This window comes from Rossellomorea sp. YZS02 (genome assembly GCF_033963925.1).
Lineage (GTDB): Bacteria > Bacillota > Bacilli > Bacillales > Bacillaceae_B > Rossellomorea.
The window spans coordinates 1-25,858 of sequence record NZ_JAXBLY010000017.1 but is presented as its reverse complement, the minus strand read 5'-3'; the positions used below and the strand labels follow the sequence as shown (position 1 = coordinate 25,858).

Sequence of the window (25,858 nt, the reverse complement as noted above, 5' to 3'; positions counted from 1 at the left end):
GGGCGAAAACCCGCGCGTTTTATACTATTTTATGATATGGGATCCTGAATTAGAGTAGTCCCATTGCCCCAAACATGAACACAACCAAAAAGCCGTACAGAATATCATCCCGATATTCTGTACGGCTATGGAAATAGCTTAATGTTCCGCTTTTGTAAGAACTGGATGGATTCCTCGAGAGAATGCATATCAAAATGGTAGACTTCACCGATGACATCTTTCCATTTATCGATATCCTTCATGTGATATTCCCGAATATTCCGGTAGGTCATCACCTTCAACGTCTGGTTACGCAGGAAGTAGCACTGATTACCCTGAAAACGGACGGCCGTGATCCTCCTCATGGTGATATTATCATCTGAATCCATGTAGGAAGCTTGAATATCCGATTCCAATTCGTCTTCCTCAAGCGGAACCCACTCGATGGTCTTTTTCACAAACGTCTTCCCATTTGAACGGCGATCCACTTCAAATTCCCGGATATCTTTCTGGGTGAAAATGATCTCCTCCCCAAACCCGTGAAGAAGATGCCTCTGCCTTGCTTCAAGCTCGACAGGCTTCATGATGGGAGAACCGTATCCCACATCAACATACAGCTTCCGGTTATCAATCGATATCATCAATCCCAGGTGACCAGGATTCACTCTGACAAATTGACAGTGAAAGCCTAACTCTTTCAATAGCCTGCCGAAGTTGATGTTTAAAGTAAAGCAGGTTCCTCCCCACCCTTTCAGGTGAAGGTTTTCGGCGAATGTCTCTAACGAGGGCACGAAGGATTCCCCTTTGGAAAAATAATAAAACTTACTGAACGTTTCATAGGGAATCCGTATTAAATGCTGTTGGATCAGCCGCTGCAAATAGTTTAAAGTCGGGGTCTCAATATCCATATTTAAGTAATCTACATATTTCTTTACTGCTTCCAATCCGATCACTCTTTCTACTTTTTCATCAGGCAGACTGTAAACTGGTGCTGAAGAGTAAACTCCTGGAGGGAATCGTAACGCCTGGATAAGAAGGTATGTAATGATTGCAGTAATCCTTCTTTCTCCGTGTCATCCAAGTGAGAAAGCCAGTAAAGGGATCCCACACGATCGCACCAGGACTGCAAGGTAAAATCGACCATATAGGAAAAGGTATAAAAATCCTTAATCGTAAAATCAGCCTGCTGCCATTCTAACAACCACTCCACGGGAAATCCATTTACCTGACCCGCAGGATCAGCTTTTGTATCGGGGAGTGTCATATCGACATGTTCATTTAAGAATGTCATCGTGTCCTGCACGACTTCATGGGTCATAAGGAAGCTTGAATCACTTACAATGAACGTTCCATTATCCTTCAAAATCCGCTTGATTTCATGGATTGCTTTCGTCCGATCGAATAAATCCCAGCTTCTGTGGATCATCGTAATATCATAATAGTTGTCCGGCAAATTCGTTGATTCAGCCGTCCCCGTCAGATATGGGATTTCCAAGTAAAGTTTACTTTCCAACGTCTTGGCTGTTTCCCTCATGTCAATCGAAGGCTCGACACCTATGACCTCGGCTCCACGCTTATGAAGCTTTCTGGTCAGGCTGCCCGTACCCGAACCGATTTCAGCCACTTTCCTACCTTCCCACACAATTCCCCTTACCTTCAACGTATCAAAGAAACGGTGTGGAATATCATCACAAGACGCAGCGTAACGGGAGGTCACATTACCAAAATTCACTGTCATTCACTCTCTTCCCCTATCATAATTGATTTTCACTCTACTGAACGTTACGATTTCATGTCAACTCCATCACAAATCCGACTGCCCGAACAGCCATCAAACCTGCTGCCATGCATACCTACTACATTCTGTATCCCCGAGAGAAATTCCTGCAGAGGGACGGACCTTGATGCTCTTTATATCGTCATAATATTGCTTCTATTAAACTAACGTTTACTATATGAAATTATCCTATTATGTACGGTATTAAACCTTGTTGGATATTATATTTCTATCATTTAATCCGGGGGAATAGCTGCGAAACAGAGGTCCGTCCCTAAAAAAAAACGGTCATCTGAGATGACCGTTTGAGAAGACCGTTTGGTATGTGGTGTTCTTTAGTTGTTTGCTCCTGCTGCGATCCGCTTTACGTTTTGTTCGGCGGTTTTGGTCAGGTCTGGAGTGAATCCGTTTTTCATCCGTTGATTTTCTTCATTGAAGTAGTCTTGTACTTCCTGGTCAAATTCTATTTCAATAAGTTCACGAATGTCTGTAATTCTAAGGGCGATCATGATGGATACAAGATGAGCGACCGTTAAGGATTTCTTCTTGAAGTTCACTAACTCATTGATCGTCGCTACTCTTAATCCTGTTAAGCGATGGAGATCGCCTTGAGTCAATCCTCTTTCGCGCAGGATCTCTCCCAATTTAATGTGAATTTTATGGGGAAATTTATTTAGCGCTTCTATTACTATCGTATTTGTCTTTTGGTGAATCATGATGCTTCAACTCCTCATCCTATACCATATTAACGTGAATATAGACATTCGTGAACCGGCAATAAATACCATGCCAACGGGTATTTATTACCATTTCATTTTGAGTACAGGATTGAAGCACCCTATCCTTAAAAAAAGAAGGCTCGGAATCTTCCGAAGCCTTCCTTTTATTTCAAACGACTTACATCAATACGTTTTGAACCAGACTTGTCTTCAAGCTATCGTACACTTCCTGCCATACCCCTCTATCCTTACAGTATTGAGAGGTCAGGCGTTGAATCATTTCTTTCTGCTTTTCAGGGAAAAGCTCATGATCCTTCGGTGGAAGCTTGGCCCGCTCATCATCCACGATCTTCTTCACCATAGGCGCTCTCGGGCCCCACACCAGCTTTTCATTTCCTTCTTGATCGATGAAAATGAATATTGGGATCGCCCTGGACGTTCCGTTGGTTAAATACTGATCCATCAATTCGAGGTTCTCGTCCCGCAGTATCATTCGAACCTCCAGATTTGCCGCCTCCGCCACGTTCAGAAGGATCGGGATATTCAGCATGGCATCCCCACACCAATCCTCTGTTATCACTAAGACACGTAATGAGTGCCCTCCAAGTTGATTCAACACTTCTACATCCTCCACGGGAATTCTAAAGCCCTTCCGGATGGTCTCTGTATTTTCTTTATGCACATTCATATTATCTATGTATTCACTTGATGTCATACCTTTTTCAAACCATTGTTCCAAGTTCATTCTTCTTCCTCCTCCAGAGGTTCACATAACGGTGAATCACTATCCGCTACTCTCTCTAGCATATTCATATTTCTTTTCATCCACAAGGGAAATCCGCTTAAAATTTCAATTGTACGATTATGCCTGTAGGAATATAATATAAGAAAAGCAACTCTGTGAACAGGTGCCAATGAACTGCTCCCTGACGAAGCTCATGAAAAAAGGAATAGCTGCGTTACGCTACTCCTATAACCTATCTTCCAGAGGGGGCGGAAATAGGTAAGTATGGAAAAGAGATATATCTTTCATACATCTTTTTTTGACAGAAAAAAAGCTGACTCAATTGTCAGTTTCATCCTCACATTTTTCGGTTAAAATAAATGATTATAGGACGACTCTTTCCATTGAACCATCTTAAACATCCTGTGATTTCTCAATTATTTTTGCCACTTTATTGTAGTAGTAGTTCAGCTCGACTAGGCTATCTGCCTCCTTCAGTCTCTTTAGATAGTGGTTCGCTTTTTCATAGTCTTCTGGTGGCAGTTCAACCTTGATTCTTTTTTTCTTCCACTTCGCCAACAGGTTTCACCTCATTATGGTTTGTAGATCCTCCCTTAGAGGTCGGTTCGAGCTGATAATGAGATAGCTCTTGAATATAGGTTGCTTTGGTACTTGCTAAATTCTGTTCAATTTTTCTGGTGATAACGGAACTTCCCCCGATCCCTGATAATAAACTAATGTAGATCACATACCAGATCGGTACTGTATCCACTACCGGTAACACGGACAGATACCCTGCCAGGACCCCTATGATAATATCCTTCGTTGAGCCAAAGAGATAATGTTTTTCACCTTGATCATCAATAAATTTTCTTGGAAAAGTGAAATGACCATTTTTGAAAACCAGAATATGTCCTAAGCCTCCAATACCACCCATCAACATTGGCAACAAGATCACTTCGAATAAGGACATTCTATCCACCCTCTGGAATCATTTACTATTATTATATATTATTTACAGAAAATTCAGAATAGATAATTGGACGCAATTTTGTCCACTAAAGGAGCGCCATTATGAGAAAAATTGTGATGAAAGTCTCGTCAGTCGACAAACTTCGATTCCAAAATTACATGATGCAGTTAAAAAGGGCTGAATCGAAAGTGGAAGCCGATACGTATTACCGCTTAGCTAAACAGATCCTTGAGAAGGCAAAAAGGAAGCAAGTCTGACATCGTCATTTTGGATCGAGGTTCATATAAAGAAAAAGAAGAGCCATTACAGCCCTTCTTCCTCTCGCTACATTTAGTTGACACCTACCGCGTTATACGCAGCATTCACGCTTGCCACCTCGGCACTTCCTGCTCCATATATATCAGTAGCCGCTTGTACTGCCGCCGAACGAAGCTGACTGAAGTTTGATGTTGGTGTTAAATATTGAGTCAGGGCACGGTAATAAATCTTCCCTGTCTTAGCCGTTCCGATCCCTGTCACCTTCACACCGTAATGTGTGCCACCTTGACTTAACAGATAAGCCGCTTTATTTCCGATTCCACTGTTGATGTGAACTCCTCCGTTGTCTTGCGTCCCTGTGTATCTTACAGAATAGTGGTCTGGATCTCCGTATTTAGCCGGATCAGACATGGAGCGAAGTGCATCTCCACTTTTATTCGGTGTATAGATATCTTCCCCGATTTCCCAATCAGGATTATTATTGGCATCGAATTCTACCAATGTTCCAAAAATATCGGACATGGATTCATTAATGGCACCTGACTCATTTTGATAGATCAGATCTGCTGTCGTATCCGTTACGGCATGCGTCAGCTCATGGGCAATGACATCAAGTCCACCTGATAATGATACGAACGTAGAACCATCCCCATCACCGTATACCATCTGCTGCCCATTCCAAAATGCGTTATTGTAGTTTCGGCCATAATGGACCGTTGACTTCAACGCTGCACCATTTCCGTCATAGCTATTTCGGTTATGGGTATTTTTATAATAATCGTACGTGGTTCCCGCATAATAATGTGCATCGACAGCGGCTGCGTCGTAGCTGGCGTTAAACACATTATCGCTGTCTGCCCACAGTGAGCCAGGAAGACGTGTGCGGTTTGATGCGTCATATGTGAAAATTCCATTCCCTCTCGTACGATCTTGTAAATAATAGGTTGAAGAAGAAAGGTACGTATTGAGTGATTTCGTATCCCCTAATACTCCCTTACCAGAACCGACAGTGTCCGTTCCTCCAACGGCTCCCCCACCGCCGCCAGGCTTACCGGCTCCATTACCTGCTTCATGGATCTCATTCACTTTGCCAAGGATATCACCTGTGACAGCATCCACGAAATAGTTCCAGTTTCCTGGCTCCGGTGCAAGGAAATTATAGTTTACGAGATAGGCATAATGCGCTTCCCCGTCTTTCACATAGATCACTGAATCAGATTTAGGGGCGTATTCATAATCAGGCTGACTGCCTACTGCCTTAATCAAATCCTTTTCAGCTGTTGATACAGCTTCTTTTTTAGATAGTTTCTTCGTTTGTTTCAGGTTTTGTTTCTCATCCAGGTTCGCCGCAGGTGCCCCCGATAATGCTGTGAGAACTCCTTTTTTATTTACGTGGGCAGTCAGAACAGATCCATAAACGGGAGTTCCCTTATACACCTGCTGAATGCGAAGGTATGTAAATCCTAAGTCATCTTTCTGCTTTTCTATTACTTTGAATGATAATTTTGAATCCCCTTTAAACTTGAACGTCTTTTGTTTTTCCGTTAAGTAGTCAAATACGATGGTTTCCGGAGCCTTTGAAGATGCCTTCGTTAATTGACCTGAAATAAATTGAGGAGTCCCCATCTGTGAATTGAAATTCACTTTCTCACTCACACTCGGAGCTCCAAATGCTTCTTGTGCCAATACCGGACTCATCATCAATCCTGCTGTTAATCCTAATGCAACGACTTTTTTCTTCAATTACAACACCTCTTTATAAGAATTTTCAAACTATTTAAAACATTACATATACTATAATACAAGCATTATCCACTTCGAACGAGCCCAAAGACCTATAACTCATATTTTTCAACCTCGGGTTAAACGTCCTATACAAAACCCTTAAAAATCACTCAAATCAGGAAAACTTGAACAAAAAGAGGGGCGGACCTTGAAATTTTCAAGGTCCGTCCCTAAAAAAGCCCCCTGAGAGCACATAGTTCTCAGAGGGCTTTGCTATTCTATCATTAACGTTTTTGAATTTCCTGAAGCAATAATTTATTGACAAGCGGCGGGTTGGCCTGGCCTTTTGTCGCTTTCATGATTTGACCTACAAGGAATCCGATGGCGCGGTCTTTCCCGTTCTTGAAGTCTTCGATGGATTGTGGATTCGCATCCAATGTTTCCGTCACAATCTTGAGTAAAGCACCTTCGTCAGAAATCTGGACAAGGCCTTTATCCTTCACGATTTGTTCAGGATCTCCACCGTTTTCCACCAATTCCTTGAACACTTTCTTCGCAATCTTGGAAGAAATCGTGCCTTTTTCGATTAGCTTGATCATTCCGGCAAGGCCTTGAGGTGTCAGCTTGACCTCTTCAAGCTCCTTCTGCTGTGCATTTAGGTAAGCAGACACTTCACCCATCAGCCAGTTGGACGCTAGCTTCGAATCTGCACCTGCTACAACAGTCTCTTCAAAGAAATCAGACATTTCCTTCGTCAAAGTCAGAACCATGGCATCATATGCAGGTAACCCCATCTCTTCTACATAGCGCTTTTTACGCTCATCCGGAAGCTCAGGGATCTCGGCACGGATGCGGTCCATCCATTCTTGATCGATGTGAAGATGTAAAAGATCAGGTTCAGGGAAGTAACGGTAATCATCCGATCCTTCTTTGACACGCATAAGGATGGTTTTACCCGTTGATTCATCGAAACGAAGCGTCTCCTGTTGAATCAACCCTCCAGATAGAAGTACTTTCTCCTGACGGACGATTTCATACTCCAATCCTTTTTTTACAAAGTTAAATGAGTTGAGGTTCTTAAGCTCGGCTTTCGTTCCGAACTTCTCCTGACCGATTGGACGCAGGGAAATATTGGCGTCACAGCGAAGCGATCCTTCTTCCATCTTACAGTCGGAAACCCCTGTGTATTGGATGATGGATTTCAGCTTCTCAAGATACGCATATGCCTCTTCCGGTGTACGGATGTCCGGCTCGGACACGATCTCGATCAGAGGTGTTCCCTGACGGTTATAGTCGACAAGGGAATAACCGTCACCTGAGTGAGTCAGTTTCCCTGCATCTTCCTCAAGGTGAAGACGGGTGATCCCGATCCGTTTCTTCTCACCATTCACTTCGATCTCGATCCATCCATTTTCACCGATCGGCTTGTCAAATTGAGAGATTTGGTACGCTTTCGGGTTATCCGGATAGAAATAGTTTTTACGGTCAAACTTTGTATCCGTGGCGATTTCACAATTCAATGCGATGGCCGCCTTCATTCCGAACTCAATGGCACGCTTGTTTACCACCGGAAGAACACCGGGATAGCCAAGGTCGATCACGTTTGTATTTGTGTTCGGCTCTGCTCCGAAGTGGTTCGGCGCCGGAGAGAACATCTTACTGTCCGTTTTTAATTCTACGTGGACTTCTAGTCCGATTACTGGTTCAAAGTTCATTGATTTCACCCCTTACAGTTGTGGTCTTTTTGTATGGAAATCTGTCGCATGCTCAAATGCATGAGCGACGCGATAAATCGTGCTTTCGTCAAAATGCTTTCCGATGATTTGAAGACCTAGCGGAAGTCCTGTTGAAGAGAATCCACAAGGTACTGAGATTCCCGGTACCCCTGCAAGGTTGACTGGAATCGTTAAAATATCGTTTGCATACATCGTTAATGGATCATCGATTTTTTCACCGATTTTGAAAGCCGGCGTCGGTGTTGTAGGTCCGATGATGACGTCATATTTCGCAAATACATCTTCAAAGTCTTTCTTGATCAACGTACGCGCCTGTTGAGCTTTCTTATAATAAGCATCATAGTAACCGGAGCTTAAAGCAAACGTTCCAAGCATGATACGACGCTTCACTTCGTCCCCGAAGCCTTCCGCACGTGTCTTCTTATAAAGATCAAGAAGGTTCTCTGCGTTCGGCGTACGGTAGCCGTAACGAACACCGTCGAAACGGGCAAGGTTGGCAGACGCTTCAGAAGAAGCTAACAAGTAGTAAGTGGACACACCGAATTTAGAATGCGGAAGAGAAACTTCTTCCCATGTCGCTCCCATGCCTTCCAATACTTTAAGTGAAGCAAGCACAGCTTGACGGGCTTCTTCCCCGACACCTTCACCTAAGTATTCTTTCGGTACAGCAATCTTAAGCCCTTTTACATCGCCTGTCAGAGCCTCCGCATAATTCGGAACCTCCACATTGGCTGAAGTCGAATCATTCGGATCAAGTCCAGCGATAGCTTGCAGTAGGTACGCGTTATCCTCAACGTTACGAGTGATTGGTCCGATTTGGTCAAGAGATGAAGCAAATGCGACAAGACCGAAACGGGATACACGTCCGTATGTCGGTTTTAATCCGACAGTACCCGTGAATGCGGCCGGCTGGCGGATCGATCCACCAGTATCGGAACCTAATGAAAATGGTACTTCCCCTGCTGCAACGGATGCTGCGGAACCACCTGAAGATCCACCTGGGACCGTTTCAAGATTCCATGGATTGCTTGTCTTCTGGAAACCGGAGTTTTCAGTAGATGAACCCATCGCAAACTCATCCATATTCAATTTACCGATCGTGATCGTATCGGCACTATGTAATTTATTGATGACCGTCGCATCATAAATCGGATTGAAGTTTTCAAGGATTTTACTTGCACAAGTGGTACGAAGACCTTTTGTGACGATATTATCTTTGATCCCGATCGGCATTCCGAAAAGAAGACCTTTACTTTCATCCGTCCCAAGTTTGGAATCCATTTCCTTCGCTTTACTGCGGGCATTCTCTTCATCCAGTGTTAAAAATGCCTTTACTTTATCTTCAACGGCGTCGATTCGTTTGTACGACTCGTCTACCAGATCTGTGACAGAAACTTCTTTCTTATGTAAAAGCTCATGAAGCTCTGATAATTTATGGTCAAATAATGACATGAGGTCCCCTCCTTAGTCCAAGATCGATGGAACGCGAACTTGTCCATCTTGTTTGTCTGGTGCGTTCTTTAATACTTCTTCACGTGGCAGGCCTTTAACAGGCTTATCTTCACGCATCACATTCTTCATATCCAGTACGTGACTTGTTGCTTCCACATTCGATGTATCCAATTCATTCAGCTGCTCGGCAAACCCGATAATCGCATCCAGCTGGGTCGTAAACTTCTTCGCTTCATCTTCAGTGATGGCTAGTCGTGCAAGGTGCGCAACATGCTTCACCTGCTCTTCAGAAATTCTAGACATCTTCTTCACCTCCGTATATGTTCGAACACTCACAATACTATTGATAATACCAAAATTCGCTTCATGAAAGCAACTATGATACGGGTTGTCCATACTTCCCTCCATTCTACCACGAAATCAGTGATGGGTGTGATTTTATGAGGGACGGACCTTGGGTGGGAGTATCTGAATAAATGATAAACATTTAGTTGAGCTCGATGTGTGGGTCGGTCACGCATACTGATGATGGTCCGGTCCCGTGATTCGGAACTTTTTCCTGGGGGAATCATGCAGAGGGCAAATGATCGTGCCCGGATTTCACATTTTCTTTTTTTATAAAGCTTCCTACTCCTGCAATAGGATGAAAAAAACGTCTATTTGAGTAACTCCGATCCAAATATTGATGAAATCCCTTATGCAGAAGAGACTTTATGGAGAATTAATAAAAGGAAGACTGTCAATATGGTCCAGTACGAGGAGGATTGCGTCATTTCAGGCTTTGATTGCGTCATTTTCCGGATAATTGCGTCGTTTTTTTATTTATTGCGTCATTTTCACGCTTAATTGCGTCATTATTATGTATAATTGCATAAATTTCCATAAAATGGATAAATCTAACCTTCAATATAAAGGATTTCCCAACCCCATATCGAACCTATACTTTAAGAGGTGATTCCATGAAAATATACAGCTTCAAACAAAATACCGGAAAATCCATTCAAAAATTCAACAGTCAAAATGTGACGATCCATCCTTTACTAAAGCCTGATGAGCCATTTCAGATCGGATACTTTTATTTAGAAGCAAACAGCGTACTGGGAATGCATCCCGCCATGTGCGATCAGCTTCTGATGATTACGTCGGGAAGTGGTTGGGTCAGGATTGAAGGAGAAGATAAGATTGAGGTCGAACCGGGAATGGCCGTGTTCTGGCAGAAAGGCGAAATGCATGAATCCGGCTCAGATACAGGTATGACAGCCATTGTAGCTGAGGGCAGCAGACTTGATCCCGAACGATATCTCACTCTGGGATAAGCGGACCAGTTGCTTCCATTCTCCCGTTTGATTACCCTTAAATAGAGTACATATATCGAAAGGGTTGTCTACATGTATCCTATTCTATCAGCCTTAATAGCAGGGATCATAGGCGGAGCGGTTTTCACCCTCCTCCATCTTCCCCTCTCATGGCTGCTCGGTTCGATGGTTTCGGTCTTTCTAATCAACAAATGGACAAAGCTTGAACTTGCCTGGCCATCATACTTCCGGGATATTGGGTTGGTCATTGTCGGCTATACCATCGGGCAGTCCTTCAGCAAGCAAACCATGATTGAAATCTTCACTCAGCTACCGTCCATGCTGGCAACAACGGTTACCCTTATCGTTTTCAGCATGATCCTGGCTTATATTACATCGCACATGACAGGGATCGGTCTGCCCTCGACCATCACCGGCAGCATTCCCGGTGGACTTTCACAAATGGTGGCTCTTGGAGAAGAGATGAGGAATATCGACTTGACGGTCGTCACGATCCTACAGGTCATCCGGCTTCTGTCTGTCATCTTTGTCGTACCGTTCCTTGTGTTCAGTCCACTCCTGGCCGGCGAAAGAGCAGGGACCGGAACTGCCGCACAGTCGTTTGAGCTACCTGTTATTCAATGGGGGTTCGTCCTTTTTTTCACGATCGCTGTCGCAGCAGGCATTTTGGCTAAAAAAATCCACTTGCCCACCCCTGCCTTACTTGGTCCGATATTGGTGATCGGAGGCTTCATGGTGGCTGAATGGCCGGTTCCCCATATGCCAGGTCTTCTCATTATCCTGGCACAGCTATCTTTAGGCATTTACTTTAGCTTCATGATGAATTTCTCGTCATCGGGATCGATGGGCAAGTTTATCATATGGTCGTTATTTACTTCTCTCTGCCTGCTTTTATGCTGTGCAGGTCTCAGTGTGCTATTAAGCCGATGGCATGACATATCATTCCTGACCGCATTTATCAGCCTGGCCCCCGGTGGCATGGCCGAAATGGCACTGGTGGGGCAAGCTGTCCATGCCGACCTTTCCATCATTACGGGGTATCATTTATTCCGTATCTTGTTCATTCTTTTCGTCATCCCGGTCATGTTGAAAGGATTGTTCAAGCTCTCCATTTTCCAAAAGGGCAAACACAATTAGAAAAGCTTATTTTTAATTGATGAAAGTAGGCTTTTCTTTTGCTTCGGCTTAGATTCGCTGACTTTTTCACTTTGTTTTTGTACATAGATCTCTTCTAGATCAATGGCATGATCATAGGCGAGAACGAGGCCGATTTCCGTTTCGATATCCTTATTGGTGACCATGGAAAACGGAATATGATGCGCATCGGCAAGCTTGATGTATTTTGATAAAAAGGTATAGCTCATATTTCCATTCAATAGAAGCTTCGCATCAGGATGCTGCTTCATCCGATCCTGAACTTCCTTATATACTCCCTTTTCCCTCACCTGACTTTGGGTCAGAGCGATGACGATCCGCTCTCTGAGGCTACCAAGAAACTTCCTTCTTTCATCGGGCTTGGTTTGCTTCTGACCGTACATTCCGTTTTCCAGATAATCATCTATGCTTGGTTTACTCAAAAACACTGCACCTCCAAAACGTCTTAATACAGTTTCCCCTACACTATATGTTTACATGTGTCCATTTGGTTCTGTCCCATTTTCTCTTAAGGAGATACTTTCAGGCAACTAAAAGGGTCCGCTCTTCAAAGTGAGCGAACCCTTTGCTTTTATACAAATAGAGATTGCAAGATCGCTTTCTGGACATGCAGTCGATTCTCCGCCTGTTGAAACACCGCGGAATGTGCTCCGTCGATGACGTCTGCCGTCACTTCTTCTTCACGATGGGCAGGAAGGCAATGGAGGAATGTCACATCGGATGCAGCGTGTGCAAGCAGCCCTTCATTGACTTGATACCCTTTAAAATCTTCAAGACGCTTTAGCGCTTCTTCTTCCTGCCCCATACTTGCCCACACATCGGTGTAGACGACATCAGCCCCTTTGACCGCTTCGATCGGGTCATAAGTAAGCGTAAAACTCCCTCCGCTGTTGGCGGCCAGTTCAACCGTCTTACCAATAATATCCGCTTTCGGCTCATACCCTTCCGGACAAGAAACGACGACGTCCATTCCAAGCTTTGCACAAAGGATCATGAAGGAGTGTGCCACATTGTTTCCGTCCCCGATGTACACTGCCTTCACTCCTTTTAACGTCCCCTTTGTTTCAAGGATCGTCAACACATCCGCCAACGCCTGGCAGGGGTGATACGTATCACAGAGCCCGTTGATGACGGGGACGCTTGAACTTGCAGCCAACTGAGTCACTTTCTCTGTCTCAAACGTACGGATCATGATTCCATCCACGTAGGAGGACAGGACCCTCGCCGTATCTTCAATGGACTCCCCTCTTCCAAGCTGGATATCACGGGAATTCAGATAGATGGCATGCCCACCCATTTGAAGCATTCCCGCTTCAAATGACACCCGTGTTCTCGTGGACGACTTTTCAAAGATCATTCCGAGGATCTTCCCTTCCAGGCTCTTGGATCGTGGGTTTTTCTTCAAATACTGAGCAACGTTCAAAAGCTCATGTACCTCTTCCGCCGTGTAATCCAGCCATGTGACAAGATCTCTTCCTTTTAAAGACAGCTTATATGGTATCGATGCGATGTTTGATTTCATCATGCTCCGTTCACTCCCTGCAAGATTTTTGAATGGACTAAAGGCTTAGGTTTAACATTGACTGCGCTCTTACTCCGAATGAAGGCGTACAAGGTTTCCGCTTCGGTCATGACAATGATCCCTGCCTCTAAGGCAACGATCCTTCTCTTCTTCATTACTTCGGATTCCCCATCACTGTAATAGATACAGGCAGTGTCTGTTTCGATCCAATCACTGAATATATCATCCGGGGCTGTCTGATACTGACTTATTTCTGCGTGGGGGCTGTCGACGTAGATCGTCCCGCCGGCTTCCACACCTTCATGAGCTTCTTCGAACACTTTATATAAAGCTTCTTCGACGGTTTCACCCAGACACAGCCCTTCCCCAGTCGACTTCATATTTGCGCCCAGCGTTTGATCGATTTCCGGCATGGCGTGGGATGAAAATACGGGATACTTCACTCCGACCCCATCCACCTTGGAAGGAGTCTCAAAAGCGTCGATCGTCAGGTTCTCCCCGCATATCAAATCGATGGACATATCCATCAGTGAAAAGCCAAGGATCTTACTGACAATCGGGACGGTCCGGCTAGCCCTTGGGTTCACCTCCAACACATATAACTGTTCATCTTGCAGCAGGAATTGAATATTCATGATCCCTTTGTACTGAAGCGCGGAGACGATCTTATTGGCATATCCTTCGATGATCTCTTTCATTTCCTCAGAAAGGGATTCCGAAGGGAAGATGGACATGCTGTCGCCCGAGTGGACACCAGCCCGTTCAATATGCTCCATCACACCGGGAACATATGCATGGACACCGTCCCCGACAAGATCGATCTCCACTTCCTGTCCCTCTTTGAATTCATCTATTAATATAGGAAAATACTCTTTCTCTGCTTCCTGAATGAAACGTTTCATTTCTTCCGGTGTATTCACCTTCACCATGCCTTTGCCCCCTATGACGTAGGAAGGGCGGCACAGAAGAGGGAAGGCTAGATGACGTGCCACCTGCAGGGCTTCTTCCCTGCTGTGGCAAATCTCTCCCTTCACACGTGGAATTTCTTTAGCATCCAGCAATTGATAAAATAGCTCCCGGTCTTCCACTGTATCAATTTTATCGTTAGAGGTGCCGAGTAATTTCACACCTGCTTGTTCAAGCACTCCTGCCAGGTTCAACGCTGTCTGCCCACCAAATTGGACAAGGACAGCATCCACATTCTCATGTTCGATGATTGACATGACGGATTCGAACGTAATCGGTTCAAAATATAACCGGTCTGCCGTCTCATAATCGGTGCTGACGGTCTCTGGATTATTGTTCACCATGATCGTCGTGTATCCATGCTTTTTCAGACGCTGGATCGCCTTGACGGCACTGTAGTCGAATTCGACTCCCTGGCCGATCCGGATCGGCCCCGCCCCGACGATCAGGACTTTTTTCTCTCCAGCCAAAGGATTTATCTCATTGGAGCCATAGTAGGTCGAATAAGCATAGTTCGTGATGGCTTCAAATTCTCCTGCGCATGTGTCCACCATTTTGAACCCAGGGACGATACCCTCTTCCACTCTCATCGTGGTGATATCCGCTTCTGACTTCCCCGTATATCCGGCGATGACTTTATCCTCAAATCGGAATTCTTTTGCTTTTTTCAAAAGTTCTGAAGTAAACGGCATGCCCTGAAGCCCTTTTTCTACAGACACCAGATTACTCATAACCGACAGGAACAGTTTATCGATTCCCGTCTTTTCATGAAGATCGGCAACCGAACTGCCTCTTCTTAACAGCTCCATCAGTTCAAAGAACCGTGAATCCGTCGGCACTTCAATCTTTTCCTCCAAGTCTCTGACCGATACATCATTAAGCCTTCTATAGATGTTCTCTACTGACATATCCAATGATTGGACAGCTTTTTGAAAAGCGGCCTCCAGTGAACGCTCAATCGCCATCACTTCACCCGTTGCTTTCATCTTCGTCCCCAGTACACGGTTCGCTTCAGGAAACTTATCAAACGGCCATCTCGGAAACTTCACCACAACATAGTCCAGGGCAGGCTCAAAGCTTGCGTAGGTGGTCCTCGTCAATGGATTGATGATCTCATTCAATGTGTAACCGACAGCAATCTTCACCGCGATCTTGGCGATGGGGTAGCCCGTTGCCTTTGATGCAAGGGCAGAAGACCTGCTTACACGGGGATTCACTTCAATCACATAGTACTGTTTGCTGTTAGGGTCTAAAGCAAATTGTATATTGCATCCTCCCACTACCTTAAGAGCACTGATAATATCAAATGCCGCTGTACGGAGCATATGGAACTCCAGATCGGTCAAGGTCTGGGACGGAGCGACGACGATGGAATCCCCTGTATGGACCCCTACCGGATCGAAGTTTTCCATATTGCAGACCGATATACAATTTCCTTTCGAATCTCTCATCACTTCATACTCGATCTCTTTGAAGCCGGCGATGCTTTTTTCCACTAAGACTTGATGGATGGGGCTTGCCTTCAGTCCGGATAAGACGAGCTTTCTGTATTCCTCCATCGTAGAAGCGATCCCTCCGCCTCTTCCCCCTAACGTATAGGCAGGACGGACGATGATTGGGAGGGCAGTCTGTTCAGAGAAAGTCAGTGCCCCTTCCAAATCATGAACGATGCTGCTTTCAGCTGTCGGATGCCCAAGCTCCTCCATTAACGAACGGAACTTCTCTCGATCCTCTCCCTTTTGAATGGAATCAACCGAGGTACCAAGAAGCTTTACACCGTTCTTGGCAAGAACGCCTTTCTCATCCAGTTTGACGGCAAGATTCAAGGCAGTCTGCCCACCCAAGCTTGCCACCAACCCATGGGGCCGTTCTTTTTCGATGATGGCCGTCACAGATTTGACCGAAAGCGGCTCACTATACACTTTGTCGGCGTAAGCGGTATCCGTCATGATGGTGGCGGGATTATTGTTTACAAGGACTACCTCATAGCCCTCTTCCTTCAAGGCAAGACACCCTTGTGTACCGGAGTAATCAAATTCAGCGGCCTGCCCGATGATGATGGGTCCCGACCCGATGATCAGGATTTTCTGTATACTGGAATCTTTAGGCATATAGTTTCTCTCTCCCTGGTTGTTTAATCGATTGATAGAATTGCTTGAAGATCCACGATGCATCTTCAGGTCCCGGACGCGCTTCAGGATGGAATTGAGCGGATAGGATCGGTTTATCCTTATGCTGAAGTCCTTCAAGTGAGCCATCATTCACGTTGATAAAACGTGGCTCAAGGCCGGTACCGACCAGGCTTTCCTTGTTCACCACATAATTATGATTTTGCGAAGTGATGAACACCTCACCCGTTTGATGGTCCATGACGGGATGATTCGCTCCCCTGTGCCCGAATAATAGTCGTTCCGTGTCCCCGCCGAGGGCAAGGGCGATCAATTGGTGACCCAGGCAGATGCCGAGGGTCGGGATTCCCATGATTTTCTCTTTCAGTCGGGGTAGCAATGTCATCATTTCCTTCGGGTCCCCGGGGCCGTTGGATAACACCAGGCCATCGATGCTCAACTGGTCCAACATCTCCAATTGGCGAAACGGGATGACTGTAACGAGACAGTCCATTTCCAAAAGACTGCTTACAATCGATTTCTTCACACCGAAATCGACGACAGCAATATGCTTGCTCCCACTTCCCATCTGACGAATTTCCGTTAGCGCTACCTTTTCGATCTGCCCTGTCAGTTTTTCCTTTTCGGGAACCATTTCTGTATAGGATATACAGGCATTTTGGCTTCCTCCTTCACGGATCGCCTTGACAACCTCTCTCGTATCCACCCCTGTCATGAACGGGATCTTCCACTTCTCCAGATATTCCTTCAAAGAAGAAGTCGCATGATAATGGGAGTATGTGTCTGGCAAATTGAGCATGATCACTCCCTTCACCTGAGGCTCCCCGCTTTCTGAATCATCCTCATTCACTCCGTACTGACCGATGAGAGGGTAAGTGAAAACAACGATCTGATCTTTGTAAGAAGGGTCCGTCAGTACTTCCTGATACCCAGTCATTCCCGTGAAAAATACAATCTCACCCTGAATGGGATCACTTCCTTCCATAATGACTTCCCCTTTAAAGATGCTTCCGTTTTCCAAACATAAATAACCTGTCATGATATGCACTCCCAACTATGAATAAATAATTATAATTAAGTATTTTTATACATTAATAGTTAAAAAAAAAAAAATTAGTATACTCCGGCTGATTGATGCTGTTTGATCGTACTGACTAAAATATGAATAGCCCGGTCGAGTTCCTTATAAGTAACTGTCAACGGTGGCAAAAGCCTGATGACCTGTGTGCCGGCAGGAAGAGTCAATAACCCATTTTCCCGCAGTTCCGTGATGATGTCTTTCACCTCATGATGGAATGAAATCCCTATCATAAAACCGATCCCTTTCACCTCTTTCACAATCGAACACTCATTCAGCTGGTCGTTCAGTTCATTCATGAAATATTCAGACTTACGCTGAACATCCTGCAAAAAGTCCTCATGAAAGATCGTTTCCATAGTCGCCTTCGCTGCCGCCATAGCTAACGGATTTCCTCCGAAAGTCGATCCGTGAGTGCCCGGTGAAAAGGATGGAATGAGTGTTTCCTTCCCGATCATGGCTCCAACAGGGAATCCGCTGCCGATTCCTTTTGCAACCGTGACGATATCCGGGTCCAGTGAATGGTGCTGATACGCGAATGGCCTCCCTGTCCTACCTGCACCTGTCTGGACTTCATCGATGATCAGGAGCGCATCCAGCTCCCGGCACTTGGCTTCTACTGCCTTTAAAAATGACTGGGTCCCGGGATTGACTCCCCCTTCTCCTTGAATCACTTCCAGCATGATGGCCGCCACATCCCCATCTTTCACGTCCGACAGTGCCCCTTCATCGTTATATGGAAGATACTCAAATGTCGGTAGTAAGGGGCCGAATCCGCTATGAATCTTTTCTTGGCCTGTTGCGCTCATTGTCGCAAAGGTACGGCCGTGGAAGGACTGCTTGAAAGTGAGGATCTTCGTCTTCCCTGTATGTTTTTTCGCTAATTTAATGGCCGCTTCATTTGCTTCGGCTCCGCTGTTACAAAAAAACACCGCATCCAGACCGCTTGCAGAAGCGAGAAGCGCAGCTGCTTCTTCCTGCTTTGATATTGGAAACAGGTTCGACACATGCCACAGTTCATCCATCTGTTTTTTCACCGCTTCTTTGACACCGGACGGGGAATGACCCAAATTACATGCGGCGATACCGGAAATAAAATCCAAATAAGTCTCGCCATTACGGTCCTGAACCTCCGTGCCCTTTCCTGACACCAATTCGATGTCTAATCGATTATACGTAGGAAATATATGACTCATATCGCTTGAACCTCTTTTCCATCTGTTATCTGTGTTCCGATCATTTTTCCGTCCTGAATGATAGAGCCCTGACATCCGACAATCATCACTTCATGTATGCTTTCATTCAGAACGGATAGGGCAGCCTGAACCTTCGGGATCATCCCTCCGTAAATCACACCGGATTCGATATACTGGTCAACGACCTCCATTGTTACACGTGAAACAAGTTCACCATCTTTCAGGATTCCCGGTACGTCCGTGACAAACACCAATTTTTCTGCATTCAGGGCTTTGGCAACGGCTGAAGCGGCCAGGTCGGCATTTATATTCACCCGATTTCCTCCGGCGGTTGATGCAAGGGGGGCAATGACCGGTAAATAGTTCAAGGAGAGCAGATTGTGCATCAACGTGAGGTTGACTTCCTCTATTTTTCCGACCAATCCCAAAGAGTCTTCATCTATGAAACTCGCCTTTAATAACTGGGCGTCGTACCCGCTCAGTCCAATGGCATTGACTCCTTCCAGGTTGAATCGATGGACGAGTCCACTGTTCACCTTGCCTTTTAGAACTTGTTCAGCAATGGCGAAAACATCCTTCGTGGTCTTTCGCTGCCCGTTAATGAAAGTAGACTGTATCCCAAGCATCCCGAGTGTCGCCGTGATGTCCGGCCCCCCACCGTGAACGATGATGACATGATAGCTCCTCTGCAGTTCTCTTATACTTTGATAAAAAGGGGCTGAAAGCTTGGAAAGGACGCTGCCGCCAAGCTTCACCACCAAAACGTTCTTATGTTCGGTAACTTGCATTGATTTTGACGTAATCATACGTAAGATCGCACCCCCACGCTTTTCCTCTTCCTTCGCCGTCGTACAGGAAGACGTTAATGTTTACTTGCTCAGCCTGCATATATCGACTCACTTCTTCCTCATTGAATGGTTGAGGCGTTCCGTTTGAAAATACGGGGATGTCCCCGATCGAGATATCACATTGATGAGGGTTTAGATCCACTCCGCTGTGTCCCATGGCTCCGACGATCCTTCCCCAGTTGGGGTCCCCGCCGAAGATGGCCGTCTTCACTAAGTTGGATCCGACAATCTTTTTTGCTACGATATTGGCGTCTTGATGGGAGTTAGCCCCAGTGACACTCACTTCCACCAATTTGGTTGCCCCTTCCCCGTCCCGCGCGATTTGTTTGGCCAGATCTTCACATACCGTGTTCAACCCTGCTTGAAAGTGATGCCAATCAGGATGACTTTCGCCAAGGGCATCATGCTCCACCATCCCGTTTGCCATGCTGATGACCATGTCATTGGTGGATGTTTCCCCGTCTACGGTGATTTGGTTAAAGGATTGATCAATGGCGGTTTTTAGGGCGGATTGTAAAACGTCCGATGGTATGGTGGCATCCGTTGTGATGAAACCGAGCATCGTCGCCATATTGGGATGGATCATTCCGGAACCTTTCCCACATCCTCCGATAGTGACCGTTTTCCCGTCGATCAGCACCTGGCAGCAGGACGTTTTCTCGACTGTATCCGTGGTGAGGATGGCCTGCTGGAACGCGTGGGCATCTTCGGGATTCCCATCGACCTTGATTTCCGTGCAGCCCTTTTTCATTTTTTCCATCGGAAGCCACTCGCCGATGACACCAGTTGATGCCACGGCAACATACTCTTCAGGGATTTGAAACCGATCAGCGATCCATTCCCTTGTTTGATACGCATCCTTCAGTCCTTGTTCTCCTGTACATGCGTTGGCAATCGCACTGTTCACGACGATGGCTTGCAATTTATGAGTTTGAGAGATGCTTTCCTGAGTGACTTTGAGGGGTGCCGCTTGAAAATGACTTTGTGTATAGACCGCTCCGCAGTGAGCAGGTTTCTCGCTGTAAATCACTCCGAAATCCTTCTTTGCATATCGAAGGCCCGCATGGAGTCCACCTGCCTTATACCCAAGGGGCGACAGAATCGTTCCTCCCTCGATCCGTTGAACACCCTTTTCTTTAACCAGTTTCATAGATTTTCCCCCTCTTATGGATAAATTGGATAATAGTGAAGTCCCGTCGTTTCGTCTATCCCCAGCATCACATTCATATTCTGCACGGCTTGACCTGCCGCCCCCTTCACCAGATTATCAATCACTGACACAATCGTTACCCGGTTGGTCCGTGGATCGGCTTTGATGGATACATCACAGAAGTTGGTACCGAACACTTCTTTTGTACTTGGGAATTGACCTTCCCGGCGTACCCGGATGAAAGGACTTCCTTCAAAAAAGCTGTGATAGAGGCTGTGTAACTCCCCCGTGGTTGAGGTGTTCTTTAATTCTGCGTACATCGTCACCATGATCCCCCTGGTCATGGGAATGAGATGGGTGGAGAAAGTGATTGGTCCCGTTTCACTGTCCCATATCTTTAACTGTTGCTCGATTTCCGGAGTGTGCTGGTGCTCATGGACTTTATAGATTCGTAGATTTTCCTGTGTCTCCGAGAAGTGGCTGGACTGAGTCGCTTTTCTCCCCGCTCCGGACAATCCCGTTTTGGCATCGATGATCAAGGAATGGGGCTTTGTGAGACCGTGATGAAAGAGCGGGGCAAGACCCAACAGTGTTGCCGTCGGAAAGCACCCGGGGTTCGCAATCAGGTCCGCTTCCCGGATGGTCTCGCGATTGAGTTCAGTCAGTCCGTAAACGGCTTTGTCCAGGATATGTTTCGGCGCCGATTCTCCTTTATACCATTCTTCATATTCACGGGGATTCTTTAAACGAAGATCACCGGAAAGGTCAATCACTTTCACCTTTTTCCCGATGAGGTTCTGAGCCAGCTCCCTTGATACGCCGGAAGGAGCGGCCAGGAAAACGAAATCCAACTGCTGCATTTCCTTCATCATGATCGGTTTCACTTTTTCTCCGGAAAGGCCGGATAAATGCGGATACTCCTCCGCATAGGAAGTCCCATCTAAAGATGATGAATACAGAATGCATTCACTTACATTCGGATGATTTGACAACAGACGATACAGCTCCACGCCTCCATACCCAGTACTACCAACAATACCAACATCCAATACCAATCACTCCAGACATTAAATTTAAATTAGGTCTAATTATATGAGTGTATATTAATAAAATCAATAGTATATTTATAAATTTTTAACTAAAGTTACTTTATTCACAAATTCACTTCGATAGTACTAGAAACAAACACAAATAAAGGTCCGTCCCTCGACGTTGAGGGACGGACCTTTATGAGTATTTTAATACTGTTTTAGAATTGGGCTGCCTCGGTTGAACCTTTCAGGGCTGTCGTGGAGGATGTGCCACCTGAAATCACCATGGATACCTCGTCAAAATAACCTGTTCCTACTTCACGCTGATGTCTAGTAGCTGAATATCCGTGCTTCTCGCTCGCAAACTCCGCTTCCTGAAGCTGTGAATAAGCAGCCATACCACGATCTTTGTACCCTCTCGCAAGCTCGAACATACTGTGGTTCAGTGCGTGGAAACCTGCAAGTGTGACGAACTGGAATTTATACCCCATTTTCCCAAGCTCCACTTGGAATTTGGCGATCGTTTCATCATCCAATTTCTTCTTCCAGTTAAACGACGGCGAACAGTTATATGCCAGCAATTTCCCTGGATGTTCAGCATGGATCGCTTCTGCAAATCGGCGCGCTTCTTCAAGATTCGGTTCAGACGTTTCACACCATACAAGATCTGCATAAGGAGCATATGCAAGACCTCTTGCAATCGCCTGGTCAAGCCCGGCATTCGTGCGGAAGAATCCTTCCGGTGTACGGTCGCCCGTAATAAACTCTGCATCATACGGATCTACATCACTCGTGATCAAATCCGCGGCATTCGCATCCGTACGTGCAACAATTAACGTCGGCACGCCCATTACATCCGAAGCAAGACGGGCGGAAATGAGATTCTTAACTGCCGTTTGAGTAGGAAGAAGAACCTTACCTCCCAGATGACCGCACTTCTTCTCAGACGAAAGCTGATCTTCAAAGTGGACGGCAGAAGCTCCTGCTTCAATCATCCCCTTCATTAATTCGAACACGTTTAACTGGCCTCCGAATCCTGCTTCCGCATCGGCCACAATCGGCACGAACCAATCGATGGATTCATCCCCTTCCACATAATGAACCTGGTCGGCACGTTGCAGGGCCTGGTTGATCCTCTTTACGACAGATGGGACGGAGTTAGCAGGGTACAGACTTTGATCGGGATACATATGACCTGAAAGGTTAGCATCCGCTGCAACCTGCCACCCGCTTAAATAGATGGCTTTCAGTCCGGCTCTTACCTGTTGGACCGCCTGGTTTCCTGTCAAAGCGCCAAGGGCATTGATATAGTCTTCTTCGTGAAGTAGATTCCACAGCTTTTCAGAACCGCGGCGGGCAAGGGTGTGCTCAATGTCGATGGAGCCTCTTAGACGAATAACGTCTTCAGCCGAGTACGGGCGTGTGATCCCCTTCCAGCGCTGATCCATTTCCCAGTTTTCCTGTAGTGACGTTACACGTTCGTTATTCGCTTTTACCATGTTAAATCTCTCCCTTTTTTTGTTTTTGGATTTTATATGTTCCAAAATGATCTTGCGTCAGTTCTTGAGGTCCGTCCCTGATGCCCCATCTAAGCAGTAGTGGTGCCTGAGGTCGCCATTCACCCTGAGGTCCGTCCCTCCAGATGTTTCTTTAAAGGATCTTGTAACCCGGAATCGTAAGGAAGTCTGTGAACTCATCATTTTGGATGAGCTGGTCGAATAGTTCGACGGCTTCCGCGAATCGACGTTCCTTATATCTCTCTTCTCCTAATTGACTTTTGAGTTTCGTCAGTTCTTCCTGTTTCAACACTTCATAGAGTTCCATGCTGATGTTCCGGCCATCGTCAAGGATTCCCTTCGGATGACGGATCCACTGCCATAGCTGGGCACGTGAGATTTCTGCTGTCGCCACATCTTCCATCAGGTTGTGGATCGGCGCCGCGCCCTGGCCGCTCAGCCAGGAAGAAATGTATTGAATGCCCACATTGATGTTCAAGCGGACACCCTCTTCCGTTATCGCTCCTTGAGGGACTTCTAGCAGATCCCGTTCAGACACGTCCAGACTATCCAATGTCTTCACTTCGATCTGATTCGCCATCTTCATTTCATGATTGAATACGTCCATGGCAACCGGTACTAATCCCGGATGCGCGACCCATGTACCGTCATGACCATCACGAGCTTCCCTTTCTTTGTCTGTTTTTACTTTATTGAACGCTTCTTCATTCTTTACAGGATCGTTCTTTACAGGAATCTGTGCCGCCATCCCGCCTATCGCAGGAGCTCCCCTTCTGTGACAAGTTTTAATCGTAAGCAGTGAGTACGCTCTCATGAATGGCGCTGTCATCGTGACCGACGAACGATCCGGGAGAATCACATCATCCTGCTCCCGAAGCTTTTTGATATAGCTGAAAATATAATCCCATCTTCCACAGTTCAATCCTGCTGAATGATCTTTTAATTCATAAAGGATCTCATCCATTTCAAACGCAGCTGTAATTGTTTCGATCAGTACCGTTGCTTTGATCGTCCCTTGGGGAATCCCGACATACTCCTGCGCAAAGACGAATACATCATTCCAAAACCGTGCTTCCTGGTGACTTTCTAATTTAGGTAAGTAAAAATAAGGGCCTTTATCTGAAGAAGTTAATTGAGTTGCATTATGGAAAAAGAATAAGCCAAAATCTACAAGGCTTCCCGATAGTGGTTTTCCATCCAGTTCGATATGTTTCTCTTCCAGATGAAGCCCCCTTGGTCGCACGATAAGTACGGCATGTTCTTCTTTTAATTCATAACGCTTCCCGTTCGTCTCGAAGTCTATCTTGTGGTGAACAGCATCTCTGAGGTTGATCTGTCCTTCTATGAGGTTCTTCCATGTTGGTGAGGTGGCATCTTCAAAACATGCCATGAAACATTTCGCTCCAGAGTTCAGAGCATTGATGACCATCTTCCGATCGACAGGACCTGTAATTTCCACCCTGCGATCTTGTAACGCTTTTGGTATCGGGCGCACCTTCCAATCACTTTGTCGAATCGATTCTGTTTCAGGCAGGAAATGGGGAAGCTCTCCTCCATTGATCCGTTCCTGCTTTTCGTCCCTGTTGTGTAACAGCTCCTTGCGTTTGTCTCCGAATCTCCGTTCCAACTTCTCTAAAAACTGTAAAGCTTCCGGAGATAAAATGTCAGCAAAGCCCGGTCGTATTTCCCCGGTTACCTTGATACCAACCATCTGAGTAGACATAGAACCCATTCACTCCTTAAGTGTATTAAACAAACCTTTATTGTTATAATACAGATTATTTAACATGTTTGTATTGTATAACAGAAGCATCTGTTTTGGAACACTTTTTTCAGAATTTTCATTCGACAATTTTCGCAAGTTTACTAAATCGCTCCCTAAATAAAAAAGAAGGTCCGTCCCTCATCGCGTTAAAGCGGTGAGGGACGGACCTTCAATTCAATCCATGAACCTGAATGGGTTAACGTTTGTGTTCCAGTTCGCTAATTCTCTTCTCTAACTTTTTGTTCTGCTCGAGGACTGAGGAGGCAAAAACTAGAGAGGTTCCCGCCACTGCAAGGGCAATAAAACTCATCATCCTTTTCCACCTCCCTTGTTTTGCATCTTTTTCATCTTGTAGAGGATATGGGCAATGATATTGGCAGGGATGAAGAGAGGGTTGGACTGGGCATTGTGATGAAGCACCTGCTCCTGCACAGGCATATCCTCAAACATCTTCCCCTGGGACACATTCTTTCTTCTTTCCTCATCCATCGCTTTAATATAACGATACTGTATCGGGATCATGATGAGCGTGACAACGAATAATACAAGAGCCACGATAAGTCCGAATAGATAATATCCGTTCATACTGTATCACCTCAATTAGTCTTTACCCTTTCTACGAGTGCAAAGGCGTGATGGTTTCATTTTCCTGGAAAAAGCAAGGTCCGTCCCTCAAAAAAAAGGCTGTTTTCGCAAAGATTGTTGATATTTGCATATAAACTAAGATTTACGATGCTCTGTCATTTAAGTTGTGGTGCAGGAGGGTGAAGGGAACAGTCCCGCTTTCCACGGACGTTCGGCCGAGCCTCCTCAGCAAAAACCGCTTCCGGGGTCTCGGCACG

Annotated in this window: 24 protein-coding genes; 3 read left to right on the top strand and 21 right to left on the bottom strand. The window is 45.7% G+C overall.

What is annotated here, in order from left to right:
* Positions 1–125: 125 nt before the first annotated feature.
* From SLH55_RS16360 to SLH55_RS16335, 6 genes are all read right to left on the bottom strand, one after another.
* Positions 126–923, bottom strand: a complete 798-nt coding sequence (locus SLH55_RS16360) for an arylamine N-acetyltransferase (RefSeq protein ID WP_257475046.1) — start codon at positions 921–923, stop codon at positions 126–128.
* A 14-nt stretch (positions 924–937) separates the two neighbouring features.
* Entirely contained in the window at positions 938–1,717 is a 780-nt protein-coding gene (locus tag SLH55_RS16355; protein WP_219168020.1) for a class I SAM-dependent methyltransferase, read from the bottom strand.
* 374 nt (positions 1,718–2,091) lie between these two features.
* Complete coding sequence (locus tag SLH55_RS16350) at positions 2,092–2,472, bottom strand: helix-turn-helix domain-containing protein (protein WP_219168021.1); 381 nt, start codon at positions 2,470–2,472, stop codon at positions 2,092–2,094.
* A 181-nt stretch (positions 2,473–2,653) separates the two neighbouring features.
* Positions 2,654–3,220, bottom strand: a complete 567-nt coding sequence (locus SLH55_RS16345; protein WP_219168022.1) for a thioredoxin family protein — start codon at positions 3,218–3,220, stop codon at positions 2,654–2,656.
* 393 nt (positions 3,221–3,613) lie between these two features.
* On the bottom strand, positions 3,614–3,778 hold the full coding sequence (locus tag SLH55_RS16340) for a hypothetical protein (protein WP_179884839.1): 165 nt from the start codon (positions 3,776–3,778) through the stop codon (positions 3,614–3,616).
* Positions 3,744–4,172: a DUF4257 domain-containing protein gene (locus SLH55_RS16335; RefSeq protein ID WP_219168023.1), complete on the bottom strand. Its 429-nt coding sequence runs from the start codon at positions 4,170–4,172 to the stop codon at positions 3,744–3,746. The genes SLH55_RS16340 and SLH55_RS16335 overlap by 35 nt, the downstream gene beginning before the upstream one ends.
* A 101-nt stretch (positions 4,173–4,273) precedes the next feature.
* Here SLH55_RS16335 and SLH55_RS16330 point away from each other — a divergent pair, with 101 nt between their 5' ends.
* On the top strand, positions 4,274–4,429 hold the full coding sequence (locus tag SLH55_RS16330; RefSeq protein WP_206852436.1) for a hypothetical protein: 156 nt from the start codon (positions 4,274–4,276) through the stop codon (positions 4,427–4,429).
* Positions 4,430–4,502: 73 nt separating this feature from the next.
* Here the strand turns inward: SLH55_RS16330 and SLH55_RS16325 are convergent, their stop codons facing one another.
* The 4 genes from SLH55_RS16325 to gatC all read right to left on the bottom strand — a co-directional run bounded on the left by SLH55_RS16325 (position 4,503) and on the right by gatC (position 9,646).
* Positions 4,503–6,131 (bottom strand): M4 family metallopeptidase, encoded by a 1,629-nt coding sequence (locus tag SLH55_RS16325; RefSeq protein ID WP_413787108.1) that lies wholly within the window; start codon positions 6,129–6,131, stop codon positions 4,503–4,505.
* Positions 6,132–6,439: 308 nt separating this feature from the next.
* The gene (gene gatB, locus SLH55_RS16320; RefSeq protein WP_219168025.1) at positions 6,440–7,870 is read right to left on the bottom strand and encodes an Asp-tRNA(Asn)/Glu-tRNA(Gln) amidotransferase subunit GatB; all 1,431 of its coding nucleotides are present in this window, start codon (positions 7,868–7,870) and stop codon (positions 6,440–6,442) included.
* A gap of 12 nt (positions 7,871–7,882) precedes the next feature.
* Positions 7,883–9,343, bottom strand: a complete 1,461-nt coding sequence (gatA, locus tag SLH55_RS16315) for an Asp-tRNA(Asn)/Glu-tRNA(Gln) amidotransferase subunit GatA (RefSeq protein ID WP_320324011.1) — start codon at positions 9,341–9,343, stop codon at positions 7,883–7,885.
* A gap of 12 nt (positions 9,344–9,355) precedes the next feature.
* Entirely contained in the window at positions 9,356–9,646 is a 291-nt protein-coding gene (gatC, locus tag SLH55_RS16310; RefSeq protein WP_219168027.1) for an Asp-tRNA(Asn)/Glu-tRNA(Gln) amidotransferase subunit GatC, read from the bottom strand.
* 656 nt (positions 9,647–10,302) lie between these two features.
* Here gatC and SLH55_RS16305 point away from each other — a divergent pair.
* Positions 10,303–10,659, top strand: coding sequence for a cupin (locus SLH55_RS16305; RefSeq protein WP_320324010.1), 357 nt, complete (start codon positions 10,303–10,305; stop codon positions 10,657–10,659).
* A gap of 72 nt (positions 10,660–10,731) precedes the next feature.
* Complete coding sequence (locus SLH55_RS16300) at positions 10,732–11,796, top strand: AbrB family transcriptional regulator (protein ID WP_320324009.1); 1,065 nt, start codon at positions 10,732–10,734, stop codon at positions 11,794–11,796.
* On the opposite strand, the gene SLH55_RS16295 is transcribed toward SLH55_RS16300, so the two are convergent.
* From SLH55_RS16295 to SLH55_RS16245, 11 genes are all read right to left on the bottom strand, one after another.
* On the bottom strand, positions 11,793–12,236 hold the full coding sequence (locus SLH55_RS16295; RefSeq protein WP_219168030.1) for a YueI family protein: 444 nt from the start codon (positions 12,234–12,236) through the stop codon (positions 11,793–11,795). The genes SLH55_RS16300 and SLH55_RS16295 overlap by 4 nt on opposite strands.
* A 149-nt stretch (positions 12,237–12,385) precedes the next feature.
* Positions 12,386–13,336 carry an ornithine carbamoyltransferase gene (gene argF / locus SLH55_RS16290; protein WP_320324064.1) on the bottom strand — a complete coding sequence of 317 codons (951 nt, stop codon included), beginning with the start codon at positions 13,334–13,336 and terminating at the stop codon, positions 12,386–12,388.
* Positions 13,336–16,413, bottom strand: a complete 3,078-nt coding sequence (locus SLH55_RS16285; protein WP_320324008.1) for a carbamoyl phosphate synthase large subunit — start codon at positions 16,411–16,413, stop codon at positions 13,336–13,338. Before SLH55_RS16285 ends, argF begins: the two co-directional genes overlap by 1 nt.
* Positions 16,406–17,470: a carbamoyl phosphate synthase small subunit gene (locus SLH55_RS16280; RefSeq protein WP_320324007.1), complete on the bottom strand. Its 1,065-nt coding sequence runs from the start codon at positions 17,468–17,470 to the stop codon at positions 16,406–16,408. Before SLH55_RS16280 ends, SLH55_RS16285 begins: the two co-directional genes overlap by 8 nt.
* 74 nt (positions 17,471–17,544) lie before the next feature.
* The gene (locus tag SLH55_RS16275) at positions 17,545–18,705 is read right to left on the bottom strand and encodes an acetylornithine transaminase (protein ID WP_320324006.1); all 1,161 of its coding nucleotides are present in this window, start codon (positions 18,703–18,705) and stop codon (positions 17,545–17,547) included.
* Positions 18,702–19,511: an acetylglutamate kinase gene (gene argB / locus SLH55_RS16270; RefSeq protein ID WP_320324005.1), complete on the bottom strand. Its 810-nt coding sequence runs from the start codon at positions 19,509–19,511 to the stop codon at positions 18,702–18,704. The genes SLH55_RS16275 and argB overlap by 4 nt, the downstream gene beginning before the upstream one ends.
* Positions 19,474–20,703 (bottom strand): bifunctional ornithine acetyltransferase/N-acetylglutamate synthase, encoded by a 1,230-nt coding sequence (gene argJ / locus SLH55_RS16265; RefSeq protein WP_320324004.1) that lies wholly within the window; start codon positions 20,701–20,703, stop codon positions 19,474–19,476. Before argJ ends, argB begins: the two co-directional genes overlap by 38 nt.
* A 14-nt stretch (positions 20,704–20,717) precedes the next feature.
* The gene (gene argC / locus SLH55_RS16260; protein ID WP_320324003.1) at positions 20,718–21,752 is read right to left on the bottom strand and encodes an N-acetyl-gamma-glutamyl-phosphate reductase; all 1,035 of its coding nucleotides are present in this window, start codon (positions 21,750–21,752) and stop codon (positions 20,718–20,720) included.
* A gap of 200 nt (positions 21,753–21,952) precedes the next feature.
* Positions 21,953–23,233 carry an isocitrate lyase gene (gene aceA, locus SLH55_RS16255; protein WP_219168035.1) on the bottom strand — a complete coding sequence of 427 codons (1,281 nt, stop codon included), beginning with the start codon at positions 23,231–23,233 and terminating at the stop codon, positions 21,953–21,955.
* Between the two features lie 151 nt (positions 23,234–23,384).
* Positions 23,385–24,974, bottom strand: a complete 1,590-nt coding sequence (aceB, locus tag SLH55_RS16250; RefSeq protein ID WP_320324002.1) for a malate synthase A — start codon at positions 24,972–24,974, stop codon at positions 23,385–23,387.
* 351 nt (positions 24,975–25,325) lie between these two features.
* The gene (locus tag SLH55_RS16245; RefSeq protein WP_320324001.1) at positions 25,326–25,601 is read right to left on the bottom strand and encodes a DUF3949 domain-containing protein; all 276 of its coding nucleotides are present in this window, start codon (positions 25,599–25,601) and stop codon (positions 25,326–25,328) included.
* Positions 25,602–25,858 lie beyond the last annotated feature (257 nt).